At 34.2% G+C, this 18,766-nt stretch carries 12 protein-coding genes; 6 read left to right on the forward strand and 6 right to left on the reverse strand.

Annotated elements, in window-relative coordinates; all coding sequences use genetic code 11:
- Positions 1-67 precede the first annotated feature (67 nt).
- Positions 68-901, reverse strand: coding sequence for a 1,4-dihydroxy-2-naphthoyl-CoA synthase (gene menB, locus Dongsha4_RS13850; RefSeq protein ID WP_330202936.1), 834 nt, complete (start codon positions 899-901; stop codon positions 68-70).
- Between the two features lie 197 nt (positions 902-1,098).
- Between menB and Dongsha4_RS13855 the strand changes: the two genes are divergently transcribed.
- Both Dongsha4_RS13855 and Dongsha4_RS13860 read left to right on the forward strand, forming a co-directional pair.
- The gene (locus Dongsha4_RS13855; protein ID WP_330202937.1) at positions 1,099-1,782 is read left to right on the forward strand and encodes a salt stress protein, Slr1339 family; all 684 of its coding nucleotides are present in this window, start codon (positions 1,099-1,101) and stop codon (positions 1,780-1,782) included.
- A gap of 25 nt (positions 1,783-1,807) precedes the next feature.
- Complete coding sequence (locus Dongsha4_RS13860) at positions 1,808-3,187, forward strand: mechanosensitive ion channel domain-containing protein (protein WP_330202938.1); 1,380 nt, start codon at positions 1,808-1,810, stop codon at positions 3,185-3,187.
- 20 nt (positions 3,188-3,207) lie between these two features.
- On the opposite strand, the gene Dongsha4_RS13865 is transcribed toward Dongsha4_RS13860, so the two are convergent.
- The 4 genes from Dongsha4_RS13865 to Dongsha4_RS13880 all read right to left on the reverse strand — a co-directional run bounded on the left by Dongsha4_RS13865 (position 3,208) and on the right by Dongsha4_RS13880 (position 12,563).
- Positions 3,208-6,873, reverse strand: coding sequence for a UvrD-helicase domain-containing protein (locus Dongsha4_RS13865; protein ID WP_330202939.1), 3,666 nt, complete (start codon positions 6,871-6,873; stop codon positions 3,208-3,210).
- A gap of 204 nt (positions 6,874-7,077) precedes the next feature.
- Positions 7,078-8,745, reverse strand: a complete 1,668-nt coding sequence (gene groL, locus Dongsha4_RS13870) for a chaperonin GroEL (protein WP_330202940.1) — start codon at positions 8,743-8,745, stop codon at positions 7,078-7,080.
- Between the two features lie 266 nt (positions 8,746-9,011).
- A complete protein-coding gene (locus tag Dongsha4_RS13875) occupies positions 9,012-10,523 on the reverse strand; it encodes an NADH-quinone oxidoreductase subunit M (RefSeq protein ID WP_330202941.1) in 1,512 nt (503 codons plus the stop codon).
- Positions 10,524-10,673: 150 nt separating this feature from the next.
- Positions 10,674-12,563, reverse strand: a complete 1,890-nt coding sequence (locus Dongsha4_RS13880) for an NAD(P)H-quinone oxidoreductase subunit F (RefSeq protein ID WP_330202942.1) — start codon at positions 12,561-12,563, stop codon at positions 10,674-10,676.
- Between the two features lie 305 nt (positions 12,564-12,868).
- On the opposite strand from Dongsha4_RS13880, the gene Dongsha4_RS13885 reads away from it, so the two are divergent.
- The 4 genes from Dongsha4_RS13885 (at position 12,869) to Dongsha4_RS13900 (ending at position 17,280) form a co-directional block, all read left to right on the forward strand.
- Positions 12,869-14,119: a folylpolyglutamate synthase/dihydrofolate synthase family protein gene (locus tag Dongsha4_RS13885; protein WP_330202943.1), complete on the forward strand. Its 1,251-nt coding sequence runs from the start codon at positions 12,869-12,871 to the stop codon at positions 14,117-14,119.
- Positions 14,120-14,594: 475 nt separating this feature from the next.
- Positions 14,595-16,517 carry a heavy metal translocating P-type ATPase gene (locus Dongsha4_RS13890; RefSeq protein WP_330202944.1) on the forward strand — a complete coding sequence of 641 codons (1,923 nt, stop codon included), beginning with the start codon at positions 14,595-14,597 and terminating at the stop codon, positions 16,515-16,517.
- Between the two features lie 242 nt (positions 16,518-16,759).
- A complete protein-coding gene (locus tag Dongsha4_RS13895; protein ID WP_330202945.1) occupies positions 16,760-17,047 on the forward strand; it encodes a Mo-dependent nitrogenase C-terminal domain-containing protein in 288 nt (95 codons plus the stop codon).
- 62 nt (positions 17,048-17,109) lie between these two features.
- Complete coding sequence (locus Dongsha4_RS13900; RefSeq protein WP_330202946.1) at positions 17,110-17,280, forward strand: hypothetical protein; 171 nt, start codon at positions 17,110-17,112, stop codon at positions 17,278-17,280.
- Here the strand turns inward: Dongsha4_RS13900 and Dongsha4_RS13905 are convergent.
- Positions 17,263-18,732: a multicopper oxidase family protein gene (locus Dongsha4_RS13905; protein ID WP_330202947.1), complete on the reverse strand. Its 1,470-nt coding sequence runs from the start codon at positions 18,730-18,732 to the stop codon at positions 17,263-17,265. The two genes, Dongsha4_RS13900 and Dongsha4_RS13905, sit on opposite strands and share 18 nt — an antisense overlap.
- Positions 18,733-18,766: the final 34 nt, after the last annotated feature.

The raw sequence follows: 18,766 nt of genomic DNA on the forward strand, positions 1-18,766 counted from the left end.
TTTCCTCTTCCCTCTTTCCTGCCTAAACCAATAATTTACATAATCACAATGAGAGAGTCATAATTAATTATGGAAGCCAAGGGTAATCACGAAAATTAGGAGGACGTTTTTCCAAGAAAGCCTGTTTACCTTCTGCACCTTCTTCTGTCATATAATAAAGTAAAGTGGCATTTCCTGCTAACTCCTGTAGTCCAGCTTGACCATCACAGTCTGCATTAAAAGCCGCTTTCAGGCAACGTATGGCGATGGGACTTTTTTCTAATATCTCCATTGCCCAGTTTATTCCTTCTGTTTCTAGTTCTTCCACAGGAACAACTGTATTTACTAAACCCATATCTAAAGCCTGTTGGGCGTTATATTGCCGACACAAAAACCAAATTTCACGGGCTTTTTTCTGTCCCACAATTCTCGCTAAATAACTCGCCCCAAAACCACCATCAAAACTACCAACTTTCGGCCCTGTTTGTCCAAAAATAGCATTATCTGCGGCAATGGTAAGGTCACAAATTAAGTGTAAAACATGACCTCCACCAATGGCATAACCAGCAACTAAAGCAATAACCACTTTCGGAATACTACGAATCAACTTCTGTAAGTCCAAAACATTCAATCGGGGTACTCCTGCATCGTCAACATATCCCCCTTTACCCCTAACAGACTGGTCCCCCCCAGCACAAAAAGCATATTTCCCGTCTGTATGGGGGCCTGCACCAGTTAGTAGTATGACACCGATTTTTTTATCTTCCCGTGCATCACAAAAAGCGTCGTATAGTTCAAATACTGTTTGTGGACGAAAAGCATTACGTTTATGAGGTCGATTAATTACTATTTTGGCGATGCCATCCCATTTAAAGTAAAGTATGTCTTCGTATTCTTTGACTGATTGCCAGTGGACATTCATTAGCTGTTAGTCTCTTGTTTTTTCTATGATTGACCGTGAATATTATACTATAACCTTTGCTCCTTGCCCTTTGCCCATTCCTGAATACTGATAATTGGTGTATCTCAGCATTTAGATAAACGCCATATCATAAATGATTTAGGATTGTTATATTGTAATAATAAGGAAAATTTGAGTCTAAAACTTTGGGGTTTAAAATGGCTGAAATCGATAATTTTTTACAGGATATAGAAAGTAAATATCAACAAAAAAATAAACAAGTATCAAAGGTCAATCATAATCAGTTAGATAGAGAGCAAAAAAAATCCAACAATTCTGATATTGATAGCTTTATTTCGGAAATAGAGTCACAAAAAAAGGTTTCAGAAAATCAAGATATAACGGAGGATATAGTCTCAGAGATTGAGGGAAAATTTCAGCGAAAAAAATCTAGTAATTCCCTTAACTCAAAATCGAATAAGAAAGATAATTTAATATCAGAAATAGAGTCTAAGTTTAATCAAAAACAGTCTCAATCAAAAATAGATTCTGATGATATTATATCTGATATAGAAAAACAATATAAACAAAAACAATCTGCTCATAAATCGCAAAAAAAATCTGGAATTGCAGAGAATTATATCAGTGAATTAGTTACTTCTTATCATCAAAAACAAAAAGAAATTAATCATAACAAAAAATCTGAAAATTTAGAAGAAATTAGACAACAAGAGTTAGAAAAACAAAGACAAGAAAAGTTAATCACCAGAAAAGCAGAGGTATGGTTAAAAAATTTAGATCCTTATTCCGATGAAGGGTTTTGGTTTGAACAATTCGCTCTTTCTTATTCTACTAAATTAGAAGCTGCGATCGAATATTTAAAAGCACTGTCAAGTAGTTAAAACTAATAATTATTCAGAAATATTTATGCTGACTGTGGGCGGAACATCCATTTCTTTAATTGCCTTACTGCAAATTGTAATTGCTTTAATTTTTGTTATTATCGTTGGCAAAATTTTTAAGAAAATATTTAAGGAAAATATCCTTAATAAATTAAATATAGATTCTGCTAATAGAGAAACATTTGCTAATATTATTAGTTACTTTTTTGGTGCAATATTATTTATTTTATTATTACAATATTTTGGAGTTAATTTATCCACATTAGCTGTTATTGGAGGAGGTTTAGGTTTAGGAATTGGCTTTGGGCTACAAGATATAACAAAAAATTTTATTAGTGGTTTAACTCTTTTATTTGAAAGGCCAATTAAACCGGGGGATTTTATTGAAATAGAAAATGTAAAAGGATATGTAACAGAAATTTCTACCCGTTCCACAGTAGTTGAAACTCAGGATGGTTCAGAAATATTCATCCCTAATAGTTTTTTCATCAATCATCGTTTTACTAACTGGAGTTATAATAGTTTTACTGCTAGAATAATTATCCCCATTGCAGTTGCCTATCAATCAGATTTAGTATTAGTGACAGAATTATTATTACAGTCAGCTTACCAAGAATCAAGGGTTGTGGCACAACCTTCCCCAGAAGTTTTATTTGTCGGTTTTGGAGATAGTAGCCTTAATTTAGAGTTAAGAGTATGGATAAATCCTATTGATCAAGAACCAGAAATAAGAAGTAATTTGAATTTTATTATTGAGTATCTTTTTCGTCAACATAACATTACTATTCCTTTTCCTCAAAGAGATGTTTGGCTGAAAAACTATCCTGATGTTTTAGGAGATAAAAATATAAATATTAGTCAGGAAAAGAATAACAAAAATCATAATAATAATTCAAAAAAATCAATTAAAGATATGTTGTGGGAGGTAGATTATTTTCAAGATTTTAATGAGATAGAAATAAGAAAATTAATTGAATCAGGATATAGAAAAAATTTAGAAAAAGAACAAATTTTATTCAAAGAAAATGAAATAGGAGATACTTTTTATATTATTCTTTCAGGCAAAGTTAAAGTATTTGTTGAAAAAATAAATAAGCATTTAAACTATTTAGAAGCAGGTAGTTTTTTTGGGGAGTTATCTTTGATGTTAGGGATGCCTAGAACTGCTACAGTTAAAGCAGTAGAGCCAACAATTCTTTTTTGTATTAATCAGGCTAATTTTAGAAAATTATTAATGAAAAATCCTGAACTTTATGACTTAATTGTTAATAAATTATCGGAAAGAAAAAATGAATTAGTAGAAAGACAAAATGAGTTGAGGATGATGGGATTAATTGATAAGGAAGAAGACGATAATAACCCATTAATCTGGGTAAGAAATAGATTAAAAAAATTAATTACTTAAAATACCTAATATTTATTTACTTACTTTAGATTATCTATAGATTTTTCTAAGCAATATAATGCCCTTTTATCATTGCCGATGTGTTTCCAACATTCTTTTGCATATTCCCATTGATGGCTTTTTTCGTAACATTCACCTGCTTTTTCATATTGAGGCATTTTTATCCATATCTTAGCGGCTTCTGTCCATTTTTCTTGCTTTTCACAAACATTTGCTACATTTTCCCATTCTTCTAGCTTTCTGTAACATTCTTCCATTTTGCTAAGATGATTAATCTTTTTATAGCAGATAAGTGCTTTTTGAATATCGTCAATTTTTAAGCATTCTTCTCCTGCTTCATACCATTTACCTTGCTTTCCTAAACAGTAGGCTAATTTTTTGGTGTTGTTTAATCCTCTCCAGCAATCTTCTGCTAATTGCCAACAGCTACCTTTTTCATAACATTCGGCGGCTTTTTCCCATTCATTGATTTTTTGCCATGCTTTCCCCGCCGATTCCCATTGTTGTAAACTTTGATAAATTTCGGCTATTTCTTGCCAATTTGTTGCTTGTTTATACAGACAAATTGCTATTTTTAATTTGTTATCGACTATACGCCAGTATTTTTCTGCTTCTTGCCAATTTTCAATTCTTTCGTAATATTGGGCTGTTTTTTTGATTTCTCTGACTCTCTCAATGGCTTTGCTTTCTAAATCTGTTTTGCGTAATTTTCTCCATATTTTTATTGCTTCTAGCCATTTATCTTGTTTTTCACACATCAAGGCAACCTGATACCAGTTACCCAACTCTCGCCAACATTTTTCTGCGTCTTCCCACTCCTCACATTTTTCATGACATAAGGCTTTTTGTTGAAGGGGGTTGACTTTTGCCCATATTTTTGCGGCTTCTGAGTATCTTTGTTCTAGTTCAAATGCGATCGCAACTTGGTGCCAAGATTCCAATTCCTGCCATAACTCTATTGCTTTATCTAAATCATTAGCCTGTTGATAGCAGTAAGCCGCTTTATTTTTATCTTCTATTTTAAGCCAATTTCTGGCACTCGATCGCCATTTTCCTTGATTTTGACAGCAGATAGCCACTTTTCCCCAGTTTTCTAACTTTTGCCAACATTCTTCAGCTTTTTCCCATGCCTTTACTTTTTCCCAACACATCGCCGATAACTCAAATTCTTCTGCTTTTTGCCAACATTCACCAGCTTTTTCCCATTTTTGCAAACTTTCCCAAAGAGGAGAGGCTTTTTTCCATTCTTCTAATTTTGTCCACATTTGTGCTGATTTATCTAATTGTTTATTTTCTTGATAATATTCGTTGGCTAATTCATAGTTATGAAAAGCATCTATTTCTCTCCCCATTTCCTTTAATTTATCTCCAGCTAATTCCCATTGATTTAACTTTTCTAAGCAATCAATTTCCTTTTCTTTATTATTACTTTGCTGATAGCAATAAATAGCCATGGCAAAATTATTTTCTCGATAGAAATAATCTCCTCTCAAATTCCATTCTTCTTCAGCCAAATATCCCCATTTTTTCTGCCATAAATTATTATTTACTTTTGCCCAGCAACGAAAAGCATTAACAAAATCATTAATTTTATCCCAGTATTGTCCTGCGTTTTCCCAATCTTCTTGCAACTCTGATAATAAGGCTTTCACTCTATTTATTTCTTTTTCATCTTTTATTCTTTCATAAATTTGAATAGCAATTTTATAACTTTTTTCGCTACCCTCATTAACGTATTCTTCCGCCGCCTCTCTCATCTTATCTAGGCTTTCATAAGACGCAAAAATAGTTTCTAACTCATCTAAATTACCTTGAGTAACTAAATTTTGAATTTCTGGTTTATTCCAAAAATCTGTAGTTTGTTGATCATAAAAATATAACTTATTTCTTGCCCTTGTTATACAAACGTATAAGCAGTTATATTTAAAATTATTTAACTCCCTAATGGCTTGATTATTGCGATTTTGCCAACTGTCAAAACCAGTAAAAAAGTTCCAAATTAAAACCTCATCAAATTCTAAGCCTTTTACTTCTTGAATCGTTAAAATTCTTTCACTATCTTGAGGAAAATATGAGGCTAATCTTTCTTTTTCATTTTCATCACTAACAATAATGGCATTTTTAAGACCAAAAGATGCTTTTTCTTGAAAAATTTGCTCAGGATTCTCTCTTAAAATAAAAGGTTTTATTTCTGATTCTAGCCATGTTTTTTGTTTAATTAATTCCGATTGATTATTACTATTTTCTCGGATTATATTAACAATACTTGAACCTAAATTGACGATACCGCTATAGGAACGAAAATTAATACTTAGGTGCTTAGGCTTAATTTGTTCGTTAATTTGATTGATTTGATAATAATTTTGATATGATTGATAAATATTATTTTTTATTTTATTCCAACTAAAACCACTAGGGTTAATTATTTGGGCTGGATCGCCTGTAAAAAATATTTTTGGTAAGCTATAACCATCATTATTTAAGACTAATAATTTTAGTAAAAATTTAACTTGAATTTGAGTCAAATCTTGAATTTCATCGCAATAAATTTCTTGATATTCCCCTTGATAATCTTCTGGTATTTGTTTTAATAGGTAGTGAGTATAATCTAATTCATCCCAATATTCATGAGATTCTAACCAGTGCTGATAGTTTATAACTAGCTGATAAACTTGTTGATAGTTTATATCTCTTCTTAAAGTACTATGATTAATTAATTCTTGATATTGTTCATAAGTAATGAGATTATTTTCTAAATTAATTGCTTCTAATGAGCCTTTTAATAAATGTCTAATTTCTTCCCATAAAGATATTGGACTAAGGTTATTTATTTTCTGAATTTGGTGTTGATAAAAATGATTAATAAAACGATACAAGTTAATTTTATTTTCAGGCTTAAATCTCTCAATATTTAATTTATGTTTTTCACTAAAAATTTGACATAAATTCTGATAATATATATTAATAAAATTATCTAATTTTTCAGGATAAATGCGCTTAATTATATTCTGTGCATAGTTAGTTAATGAGCGATTATAAGTGACATATAAAACTTGATAAGACGATTCATCATTTTTTTGAGTATGGGCATTATGAAGAGCTAAATAAAGTGCGATCGAAGTTTTTCCACTTCCGGCACTGCCTGTTAATAAAGTAGGTAAATTAGGCTTTTCTGTAATGATTTGATACTGTTGAGATGATAAAATTAAGTCTGGATCTGTTTGACTTTCAGGGTTAATTGTAAAAGAGAAAAAATCACTTTCTTGATGAGTGAAATAACTATAATTAATACTTAAACTATTATCACGCCAAAGATGTTCTTGTACAATATTTTCCTGTAATTCTTCACGGCTTAAATTTTCAATATCTTCTATGCTATATTCTCCAGCACCATCTATAGGAAACTTACCTCTATCCAAATCATCATGGGAGATAAAATCAACGATTTTAATAACAGAATTATCTTGATTATCTCTTAATAAAGTTGCAATAATTCGATAGTTTAAATTATATCTAATACGAAAAATTTTTAGATTACTATTAATATCTAATTCCCTAATTTGACGGTGGGGAATACTATTATGAGTAATTCTTCTTACTTTAAATAAAAAACGACTGCGCTCTTTGGGGCTTAAAAATCTAATCTTATTCCAAACTCGAACGGAAAATAAAATTGATATAGTCACGGGAAATCAGAATTAAAAATAATGAAGAATTAAGGGCTTATAGAATCTCTTAACTCTTAACTTACTTTTCAATAATGACATTCAGAAAATAAGTAAATTACAAAAAGTAATAAAATTTAACAAAAAAAAGGGTCAAACCAATGTTCAACCCCTACAATATAAAAGATGAAACAGGTATCTTACCTGTCAATAAGTTTTAAGGAATTACATCATTCCCATACCGGGCATTCCCATGCCACCCATGCCGGGCATTCCTCCGCCCATGCCACCCATATCGGGCATTGCAGGTTCGGGAGCAGGTTTTTCTACTACTAAGGCTTCGGTAGTTAATACTAATCCGGCAATAGATGCGGCGTTTTGTAAGGAGGTACGAACCACTTTCGCAGGATCGATAATACCAGAAGCGATTAAGTCTTCATATTTTCCTGTTAAGGCATTATAACCGATGTTGGCTTCGGATTCTTGAACTTTGGCAATAACAACCGCACCTTCTACTCCTGCATTGTTAGCAATTTGAGCTAGAGGAGCTTGAATGGCTCTGAGAACAATGTCTGCACCGATTTTTTCTTCTTCGATAGTAAGACTATCTTTTAATTCGGCTACTTTGGGAGATAAGTGAATTAAACTTGCACCACCTCCGGGTACAATTCCTTCATCTACTGCGGCTTTGGTAGCGTTGAGAGCGTCTTCGATGCGTAATTTTCTTTCTTTTAATTCGGTTTCAGTAGCCGCACCTACTTTAATCACTGCTACACCACCAGCTAATTTAGCGATACGCTCTTGTAATTTTTCGGTGTCGTACTCAGAATCAGTTTCTTCGAGTTGTTTACGGATTTGAGCAACTCTTTTTTCTACTTCTGCTTTATTTTCTCCATCCGCAACAATAATGGTGTTATCTTTCTCGATGGTGATTTTACGAGCTTTACCTAAATCATCTAAATTGGTAGTATCAAGGCTCAAGCCAATTTCTTCAGAAATCAAACGTCCGCCAGTTAAAATAGCAATATCCTGTAACATGGCTTTACGGCGATCGCCAAAACTGGGTGCTTTGATGGCGGCCACGTTTAAGACACCACGAGCTTTATTAACTACGAGGGTAGCAAGGGCTTCTCCTTCAATGTCTTCAGCAACGATGAAAAGGGGTTTACCTGCACGGGCAACATTTTCTAATACGGGAACTAAATCAGCAATAGAGCTAATTTTTTTATCGGTAACTAAGACGAGGGGATTTTCAAATTCAACTATTTGTTTTTCTTGATCGGTGACAAAATAAGGAGACATATAGCCTCTATCAATCTGCATTCCTTCCACTACTTCTAATTCGGTGGCTAAGGATTTAGATTCTTCTACGGTAATCACGCCATCTTTGGTAACTTTATCCATGGCGGTGGAAATCATTTGTCCGATTTCTTCATCATTTCCTGCGGATACGGTAGCAACTTGAGCGATCGCATCTCCTTCAACAGGTTTAGCCATAGCGGAAATTTCTTTCACTAAAAGTGCGATCGCCTTATCAATACCACGACGTAACGCCACAGGGTTAGCACCAGCAGTAACATTTTTCAAGCCTTCTTTAATAATTGCTTGAGCGATAACTGTAGCGGTGGTTGTACCATCTCCTGCAATGTCTTTGGTTTTAGAAGCAACTTCGCGCACTAAACGAGCGCCAGTATTTTCTAAGGGGCTTTCTAATTCGATTTCTTTGGCAACGCTAACACCGTCTTTAACGATTTCAGGTGCACCGAATTTTTTTTCTAATAATACATTTCTACCTTTAGGTCCTAAAGTCACTTTCACTGCATTAGCAAGGGCGTTAACTCCTTGTTCGAGGTGTCTTCTGGACTCTTCTTTAAAAGATACAATTTTAGCCATAGATATTTCTGCTGTAAGACTATATTTATTTTTTTCCCATAGATCAATTTAGCACTCTTAGGTCATGACTGCTAATACGGTTATCAGCACCTTTTCTCTGATTAATTAATGAGCAATTAGTATTAGAGTTTTAGGAGATTGGGATGTTAGGGGAAAATTTCTTTTTTATCTTTTTTTATCTGAACTCTGAACTCCGAACTCCGAACTCCGAACTCCGAACTCAAATTATTGCCCTTTGCCTTTTTTTAATCTAATCTATTCACTGGTTATAAATTATGACTAAAAGTGTGACGATTACTCATCACAAAAGAAGCATTTTCTTCTCCACCATAGAAAATGAGGGAGGCTTGGGTTTCACTCCAACGGCTAATAAAATGGGGTTGTAAACCAAAAAGAATGATTAAAACCGCTAAAATCAGAGCAGGAATTCTCTCAGTCCATAAAACTCTAGGTAAATTGCTTAATTCGGGGGTTAAGCGTCCAAAAAAGACTTTATTCACCATTAATAAGAAATAAACTGCCGTCAAACCTGTACCAATGAGACAGAGTAATGTAGGAATGGGGAAAATAGGGAAGCTACCTCTGAATACCAAAAATTCAGAAATAAAGCCAACCATGCCCGGAATACCGCAACTAGCCATGACTGCTAATATCATTAAACTACCAGTGACAGGTAAACCTCTTTCGGGATTGAGTAAGCCCCTTAAATAATCCACATCACGGCTACCTGTTTTTTTATAGACAATACCCACCAAAATAAATAACATGGCACTGATTAAACCATGACTCACCATTTGTAAAATAGATGCTTGTAAACTTAATCTAGTGGTGGCAGAAGCGGCAAGTAAAACATAAGCCATGTGGGCAATGGATGAGTAGGCTACTACTTTTTTCATATCCTTTTGCGCGATCGCACACATAGCACCATATAAAGCACTAATTCCCGCCAAGAAAGCTAAGTAAGGGGCAATCACCAACCAACCTTCAAGGAAGAAACCCACCCCGAAACGTAATAAGCCGTAAGTGCCTAGTTTTAATAACACCCCTGCTAATAAAACTGAGACAGGTGTACTAGCTTCAACGTGAGCATCAGGAAGCCAAGTATGAAAGGGAAAAATGGGGATTTTGATGAATAAGCCAATTAAGAGAGGAATTAAGAGTAAAATTTGAGTAGCCACAGGTAAACCATGAGATTTTAAAGGCTCAAAAGCAAAGGTTGGCTCTCCACTAAACCAAACTAAACCTAAAAAAGAAATTAAGACGAGGAATCCAGATAAAGCAGTATAAAGTAAAAACTTCATTGCCGCATAACCTCTTTTTGCTCCCCCCCAAACCGCAATGAGAAAATATAAAGGTACAATTTCTACTTCATAAAAGAGGAAAAATAACAATAAATTTTCTGCTAAAAATGCCCCGGCAACTCCTCCTGTTAAAAGTAAAATCATTCCATAATAGAAACGAGGTCTTTGAATATCTTTAGGAGAGATATAAATAGCAATTAAAGTTAATAAACTGTTGAGAGAAATAAGGGGTAAAGATAAACCATCAACTCCCAAATCATAGCCCAAACCGAGCCAATTTAGCCAAGAAATACTTTCAGTAAACTGACTATCAAATAAGTTAATGTCAAAATTAATCCCAATGATGATATTAATAATCAGAGTTGCGATCGCAATATTTAAAGCAATATTACGATAAATAAGAGTATTTTTAAAGCTAGGTAAAAAACAAATAATTATTGCCCCAAAAATAGGCAACCATATTAAGGAACTAAGCATATTAAATAATTAATAGTTGATGGTTAATAATTTTGAGAAAAACTTTTTAATTAAACATTTAGCAGATAATATCTATATGGTTTTGTAATGAGGACTTTAGCTCTTTTTTAAAGGAATGACTAAAGAAATTTATTATTGATCAATCTCTCATTAAAATGATCCCCAATAGTTAAGAATATTATTCCATTGTCCGCTTAGAATAGACCACATTAATAATACCACTCCTACAATGATGGTTAAGATATAGAACTGAGATTGACCAGAAGTATTATATTTAAGGGTATTGCCTCCGAAAATAGTTACTAAACTAATCAGGTTAACTACTCCATCAATAATGTAGCGATCGCACCATGTGGTAAACTTAGCTAAATTAGAGACAAAAGCCACAACTGTAAATTGATAAATCTTGTCTAAATAGAAATCATAGGCAAGTAAATCTTGAATGACTCGCACGGATTTTTCCACAGGGCGATAAAAACCTTTTCTGAGGGGAATTAAAAAGCCGATAACACAACCCAACAAACCAGAGGCGATAATTAAAGGTAAGGCATAACTAACCACCATAGCAGTATTGTTTAAAATAGGAGCATTAGGACTTAACCAGAGAGAATAATCAAAAGGTAGAATTGGAGCAAGTAAAGTAATAATGGTGAGAGAAACCATTGGAATTGCTAACTGCCAAGGAATTTCAGGAGCTCGACGGGTTTTAGGTTGAGTTTTGCCCAAGAAAACAGTCCGAAACACACGGGTAAAGTTAAGGGCATTAATCAAATTAACTAACAAAAGAATACCTAATAACCACCAAGAAACCTCTAAACTACCATTAAACCAGCGATGGAAAGTAATTAACATTCCTGAAGGTAATAAAGCAATAATTCCTGCACTGCCTGTCATATAAGCAAGGGTTGTACTGGGCATTTTAGACCAAATTCCCCCCATTTCCGTAATATTTTGGCAACTGGTAGTCAGAATAATTGAACCTGCACTCATGAATAATAAAGCCTTGGCAACCCCATGACAGAATAAAATCAAAAAGGCAATATCCACATGACCCAATCCCACCGCAATAAAGACTAAACCTAGATAAGCACTGGTAGAATGGGAAAAAGTCCTTTTAAGATCTATTTGTGCTAAAGCAATTAATGAACCTCCAATGGCAGAAATCGCCCCAATTACCACCAAAGTGTGAGAAGCCACAGGAGAAAGAGTGAATACTGGCTCTAATTTAATTAATACATAAGCTCCAGCCGAAACTACGATCGAATTTCTCATAATACTAGCTGGATTAGGACCTTCCATCCCCTCATCTAACCAGAGATTTAAAGGGAATTGAGCGCATTTGCCTGTGGGGCCTGCAATTAAGGCTAAACCAATTAAAGTCGCTGTCAAACCACTAACAGAGGGATTTTCGGCCCATTCTTTCAACTGAGAAAAACTTAATCCCGCTCCATCACTAGATAAAGCAACAATACCCATTAACAACAGAATATCCCCAACTCTTTTGGTAAGAAAGGCATCTCTAGCCGCCGTAACAACAAGGGGTTGTGCATACCAGAAACCCACTAATAGATAAGTAGAAAGGGTTAACAACTCTAACAAACCATAACTGAGTAAAAGGGAGTCACTGATGGCAATACCCCCTAAAGCCGCTTCAAAAAAGCCCATTAAACCAAAAAATCGAGCTAATGACCAATCTTTCTCCATATAGCCCATGGCAAATATTTGCGCCAGTAAACTAATAATGGTAACTAACTCTAATGCACCACTACTGACAGGAGAAATTTCGATGGCTAAAGACAAATCTAATTCAGCAATACTAAACCAAGGAAAAACAACACTTTGAGAGGGAAAATTACCAATATTAAAAAAGATGATACTGCCATGAAAAAATGATAGTAAGGTCATTAATATATTCAGATAGGCCGCCGGGCGAGGTCCTGTTTTGCGAATAAATCCTAATGCCCAAGGCAGACTAAAAATAGCCCCTAACAATCCATATAAGGGGATAAACCATATATGCTGAATCAGAAAATTAATCATGCTTATTGAATAGTATGTTTATGTATTAAAATAACTTTATCTACTTTTCTTGATGAATCGATTTTACAGCAATTTGTTAAGAATAAATAGACCTGAGTTCAGAGCGTGAAGTTTAGGTTATGAAGTAAATTTTGTCAGAAATGCGAATCAATTTTGTTATGTTTAAAATCAATTATTAACCCTAAATTATCAATTATAACCTAGTAATGTTTTGAATAAGTGCAACAAAGATAGGGGATGTTGCGTTTAACAATAATGATACAATTATTTATTAAGTTTTATTAACAAAAACAAATAACTGAAGTATGGGAAATCAAATTGAGGATTTGTTACAACCTTTTCAAAGATTTGGGATTAATTTGGGATTAAAAAGAATTAAAAATTTATTAGCTTTGCTAGATAATCCTCAAGAAAAAGTGCCTATAATTCATGTAGCTGGAACTAATGGCAAAGGCTCTGTTTGTGCTTATTTATCGTCAATTTTAACCGCTTCAGGATACAAAACAGGACGCTATACTTCTCCTCATTTAGTTAACTGGACGGAAAGAATTTGTCTTAATGAAAAACCCATAGAAGAAGACATTTTAATAACAATTTTAGAAAAAATAAGATCAGTTATTAATCCTAATGATCCTGAATGTCCCACTCAATTTGAAGTTATTACGGCGGCGGCTTGGCTTTTTTTTGCTAATTCAGAGGTTGATGTGGCAGTGATGGAAGTGGGTTTAGGAGGAAGACTTGATGCTACTAATGTATGCGATCGCTCTTTAGCTAGTATTATCACTTCTATCAGTCGAGAACATTGGCAAAGATTGGGGGATACCCTCAGTAAAATTGCCACTGAGAAAGCAGGAGTTATTAAGGAGAAATGCCCTGCAGTGGTGGGAAATCTCCCAGAAGAAGCCGTTGAGGTAGTCAAAAATCGAGCAGAAGAATTAAACGCTCCCACAATTTGGGTAAAATCAGCCCAAAAATTATCCCCTAATCAAGCTGAATATGAAGGGGTTAACTATCCTTTAGCTTTAGCGGGAGATATACAGTTACAAAACTCAGCAATTGCGATCGCAACTATCAAAATATTACAAGAAAAAGGTTGGCAAATCCCTACATCTGCCATAGAAGAAGGCATGAAAAACACCCGTTGGCGAGGAAGAATTGAATGGGTGAAGTGGCAACAACGAGATTTACTAATTGACGGAGCTCATAATGTAGCTTCTGCAAAGGTTTTAAGACAATATGTGGATACCTTGCATAAACCCACTACTTGGGTCATGGGAATGTTAAACACAAAAGACCACGAAGGTATTTTTAAGCAATTATTACGTCCTGAAGATCAACTTCATTTAGTACCCGTACCAGATCATAGCACCGCCGAACCCGAAGAATTAGCAATATTAGCAAAAACCATTCAACCCCAATTAAAACAGGTACAAACTTACGGAGATTTATACACTGCCCTAGATTCTGTTACCAACAATCAGGAAACTGCAACTACATCTATTGTCCTTTGTGGTTCTTTATATTTACTAGGATACTTTCTTGGTAAGTTAAGGTAAGGGAAAAGAGGCAAAGCACAAACCCCTCTTTATCTTCAGGGTTTTTTCAAAGTCAGGGCAAAATTATCTTGCCCTCACCCCCAACCCCTCTCCCACAGTAGAGGGGAGCGTTTTTTCTTAATAATTGATTAATTAATACTTAAAAACTCCTGTATCTGTTACTATTTGTTAGTTTCAAAAATAGACATTTTTGAGAATGAAAAAACCCTGCTTTATCTTCAGGGCTGTTTCATTTTAAAATTTTTGGTTAAGAGGGAGTAATGACTAACGAGTAATAAGTAATGATTTTTGATAATTTAAAATGATTAATTAATTGTTTCAAGATTTTCTTTTATTACTTAAAATCTGTAAGCCAAACATCCCCCTAATCCCCTAATACCCCAATACCCTAGGCCCAGATTTCCCCCTCATCATTCTCCAAAAAAAACTTTTTAAGATAAAATATGAATATTTGTTCATATATTAAGGTTTTATCATGGGAAAACATTGTTGCACACAAAACAATAGCAGTCATAATCATCACCATGAAAGAGAAGATGTAAATCTAAAAAAAGAGGTTATATCTGTCATCGTTGTCAGTGTTTTATTTATTTTGGGTTTTGGTTTTGAAAATCAATTACATAACACGATTTATTCTTTCGGAGAATATTTAGTTTTTATACCTGCTTATCTTCTTGCTGGTTGGAATGTTTTGATGAGTGCAGGGAAAAATATTGTTAAAGGTAAATTTTTTGATGAAAACTTTTTAATGACTGTTGCAACTTTAGGGGCGTTTGCTATTCATAAACTCCCTGAAGCAGTGGCAGTGATGCTATTTTTCAAAATTGGTGAATTATTCCAAGAATTGGCGGTAAATCGTTCCCGTAAATCCATTAAATCTTTATTAGAAATTCGTCCTGATTATGCTAATCTTCAAGATGAGGATGGTATAAAAAAAGTTAATCCTGAACAGGTCAACATAGGCGATTTCATTGTTGTTAAACCTGGAGAAAAAATACCTTTAGATGGAGAAATATTAGAAGGTGATTCTCAGGTAGATACGTCGGCTTTAACTGGAGAATCTGTACCCCGCATGGTGAGAAAAGGAGAAACAGTATTAGCAGGAATGATAAATCAAACAGGGGTGTTAACTCTTAAAGTAACTAAACTTTTTGCAGAATCTTCCATTACTCGAATTTTAGATTTAGTGGAAAATGCTAGTAGTAAAAAAGCTCCTACACAAAAATTTATGAGCAAATTCGCTCAATACTATACCCCAATAGTTGTTTTTACTTCTTTAGCTGTTGCTTTGATACCACCATTATTGATACCTAATGCTAGTCATGGTGAATGGGTTTACCGTGCTTTAGTATTATTAGTTATTTCTTGTCCTTGTGGATTAGTAATTAGTATTCCTTTGGGTTATTTTGGAGGGGTTGGCAGAGCGGCAAAAAAGGGAATTTTGGTAAAAGGAGCAACTTATCTCGATTCTTTGTTACAGGTGAAAACCATAGTTTTCGATAAAACTGGTACTTTGACAAAGGGGGTATTTCAGGTAACGAATATAGTTCCTTATAATGGTTTTACGAAAGAAGAATTATTAGCTTTTGCTGTAGGGGTAGAAACCTATTCTTCCCATCCCATTGCTGAATCTATTCGCCAAGCCTATGAGGGAGAAATTGACGATTCTATTATCGATAATTATCAGGAATTAGCAGGTTATGGTGTCTCTGCTATCATTGACGGAAAACGAGTCATTGCGGGGAATGATAAACTATTGCATCAAGAAAATATTTCTCATGATACTTGCAATGTTACAGGCACTGTTGTCCATTTAGCGGTAGATAATAATTATGCAGGTTACATTTTGATTGCTGATCAAATTAAAGAAGATGCTACGTTTGCCATTTCTCGGTTGAAAGAGTTAGGAATAGAAAAAACTGTGATGTTAACTGGAGATAATAAGGTTATTGCTTCAGAAATTGCCAAAAATTTAGGGTTAGATTCCTATCAAGCAGAATTGTTACCCGAAGACAAAGTTACAGCTTTAGAAAATCTCATTTATCAAAGTAAAGAAAAAGAAAAAGTTGCGGTGGTGGGAGATGGTATTAATGATGCCCCTATTATTGCAAGGGCAGATGTGGGTATGGCAATGGGGGGTTTAGGTTCTGATGCTGCGATCGAAACTGCTGATATAGTAATTATGACGGATGCTCCTTCTAAAGTACCAGAAGCGATCGAAGTTGCAAGAAAAACTCATAATATTGTTTGGCAAAATATTGTATTTGCTTTAGCTGTAAAGGGCTTATTCATTGTTTTAGGAACTTTTGGGGTTGCAAGTCTTTGGGAGGCTGTCTTTGCCGATGTAGGAGTTGCTTTGGTTGCTATTTTCAATGCGACTAGAATCATTAATAACTGACGTTATGTACTTATTTAACCTGAGTTTTGCTTTGAGAATATCGAATAAGGACAGGTTTCGGGTTTTCAGGTGTCAAATGAGATGCTTATAAATGACCTTAGTTTTGATTCTATCTTTGTCAAACAATAAATAAAACTTATCTAAACCTAAGCAAACTTCTATTTATATTATATTGCTATAAACAAAAAATATTATTAGACTAATAATAGTTAAGTAAAGCTAATTAATCAGGTAGAAAGATAATGTTTAACTTTAATTTGTTAGTTTTGATGAATTCCCCCTTTAATTTTATTAAGAAAAGATTAGAAAATTTAGAAATTAGCACTAAAGAAACTGCAGAAAAAATAGTTAATTTAATTCCTAATACTTGCCCTTTTGCTAGGGAAATTAGACTTTTTAACCGTTCCATCTTTAAAATTCCACCTTTGTGTAAATTAAATCCCTTTTATGAAGATTTAATGATGTTACGTTTTAGAGCATTATCTTTTTTGTGTGAAATGGGAGAAGATATAACTCCTTATTGTCAATAAAATATCTCTTTTTTCTCTAATCAATGTTTACTAATGAAATTATCAAAAGATAAGAAAAAATTATGCAAATATGTAAAACCTGTAAAGGTTCAGGGGTTAAGTTGGTCAAAACTTCCACACCTACTTATAAGGGTGTTGTTGAATATTATCCAGAAAAATGTCTGGATTGTAACGGTAAGGGGTACATTTTATCATCACCTTCATCAACCAAATGTTTAACCGTTAATCATTAAATTGCCCATCATACCTAAATCTTCATGGTCTAAAATATGGCAATGATAGACTGTTTTACCAACAAAGTCACGAAAAGCAATACGAATACGCACCGTTTCACCCGTTTTTACTAATACCGTATCTCGCCAAGCCAGTAAATCTTCTGGTTTTCCGTTACGACTGATAACTTGAAAAGCATTATTATGAATGTGAAGAGGATGATCCATTACTCCTGTATTGATGATTTCCCAATCTTCTACGGTATTGACTCTTACTTGTGTATGGATGCGATCGCTTCTATAAGCCAAACCATTAATTAGAAAAGCCATACCCACACTGGGATTCATCCCGTGATTGAGTTCAAAGGTTCTTACAGTTTGAGGTTCAGGTAAAGGAGAAACCGCCACTAATTCATTGGGGATAGAAGAAGATTGCCCAGAAGATTCATAATTAACCGTAGCTAATACCATCGGAGTGTTATCCCTACTATCTCCGTTTCTCATGCCCATACCGCCCATCATACCTACACCGCCCATCATGCCCATGCCGCCACGATTATAAGGTAAATTTAACAAACGATATTCCTTTGCAGGTTGATTACCCTTAATTAAAACTTCCGCACGTTGCCCCGGCGTTAATAGTAATTCCTTAACCTCTATGGGCTTATTTAAACCTCCACCATCAGTAGCAATTTGATAAAAAGAGTGATTTTCCAACGCTAAACGATAAAAACGAGAGGGAGAAGCATTGAGAATACGTAAACGTAATAATCCTGTTTCTGGAAAAGAAATACGGGGATTCACTTGCCCATTGACAGTAATAATATTACCCTCCCTTCCTGTCATTAAAGACATATGAGCAGAATTAGCAACTCTACCATTACTATCTACAGCAAAATCTTGTAATACCAAAAATTCTTCCTTAGCACTTTTGATTTCAGGAATTTCATCTAAATCCCCTCGTACAATAAATAAACCTGCTAAACCACCAAATAATTGTTCAGCCACAAAACCATGAAGATGAGGGTGATACCAAAAAGTTCCCGAAAGGTGATTATTAGGTATTTGAAATTGATAAGTTACTTTTTCTTTGGGCTTAATGTGAAGAAAAACATTGTCTGCATTACCCTGAATGGGAATATGTAAGCCATGATAGTGAATATTTGTTGGTTGAGAGAGACTGTTAGTAAAGTGAATACGAACTTTATCTCCGGGTTTTACTTCCAAGCGAGGTGCTGGAATTTTGCCATTATAAGTAAGTAAAGAAGCCTTGGTATTTCCTATGTTAACGAGATTCTCTTTGGCTTCTAAGTCTAACTCTAATAAACCATTAGAGCTTTTATAAACATCGAAAACATTAGAAGAAGGTAAGGGTTGACTGGAAATATTCTGATTAAATTTGTTAGTAAAGAAAATAGTACCGACACTAGCCGTACCAAATAAAATCAACTGACGACGATTTATTTTAACCATGACTTAATTATTCCGAAATTCTGATAATATAACT

Source organism: Cyanobacterium sp. Dongsha4 (genome assembly GCF_036345015.1).
In the GTDB taxonomy this organism is placed as follows: Bacteria; Cyanobacteriota; Cyanobacteriia; order Cyanobacteriales; family Cyanobacteriaceae; genus PCC-10605.

Coding starts and splice junctions, on each gene's coding strand:
- menB (WP_330202936.1), bottom strand. CDS start 901: ATGAATGTCCACTGGCAATCAGTCAAAGAATACGAAGACATACTTTAC.
- Dongsha4_RS13855 (WP_330202937.1), top strand. CDS start 1,099: ATGGCTGAAATCGATAATTTTTTACAGGATATAGAAAGTAAATATCAA.
- Dongsha4_RS13860 (WP_330202938.1), top strand. CDS start 1,808: ATGCTGACTGTGGGCGGAACATCCATTTCTTTAATTGCCTTACTGCAA.
- groL (WP_330202940.1), bottom strand. CDS start 8,745: ATGGCTAAAATTGTATCTTTTAAAGAAGAGTCCAGAAGACACCTCGAA.
- Dongsha4_RS13875 (WP_330202941.1), bottom strand. CDS start 10,523: ATGCTTAGTTCCTTAATATGGTTGCCTATTTTTGGGGCAATAATTATT.
- Dongsha4_RS13880 (WP_330202942.1), bottom strand. CDS start 12,563: ATGATTAATTTTCTGATTCAGCATATATGGTTTATCCCCTTATATGGA.
- Dongsha4_RS13885 (WP_330202943.1), top strand. CDS start 12,869: ATGGGAAATCAAATTGAGGATTTGTTACAACCTTTTCAAAGATTTGGG.
- Dongsha4_RS13890 (WP_330202944.1), top strand. CDS start 14,595: ATGGGAAAACATTGTTGCACACAAAACAATAGCAGTCATAATCATCAC.
- Dongsha4_RS13895 (WP_330202945.1), top strand. CDS start 16,760: ATGTTTAACTTTAATTTGTTAGTTTTGATGAATTCCCCCTTTAATTTT.
- Dongsha4_RS13900 (WP_330202946.1), top strand. CDS start 17,110: ATGCAAATATGTAAAACCTGTAAAGGTTCAGGGGTTAAGTTGGTCAAA.
- Dongsha4_RS13905 (WP_330202947.1), bottom strand. CDS start 18,732: ATGGTTAAAATAAATCGTCGTCAGTTGATTTTATTTGGTACGGCTAGT.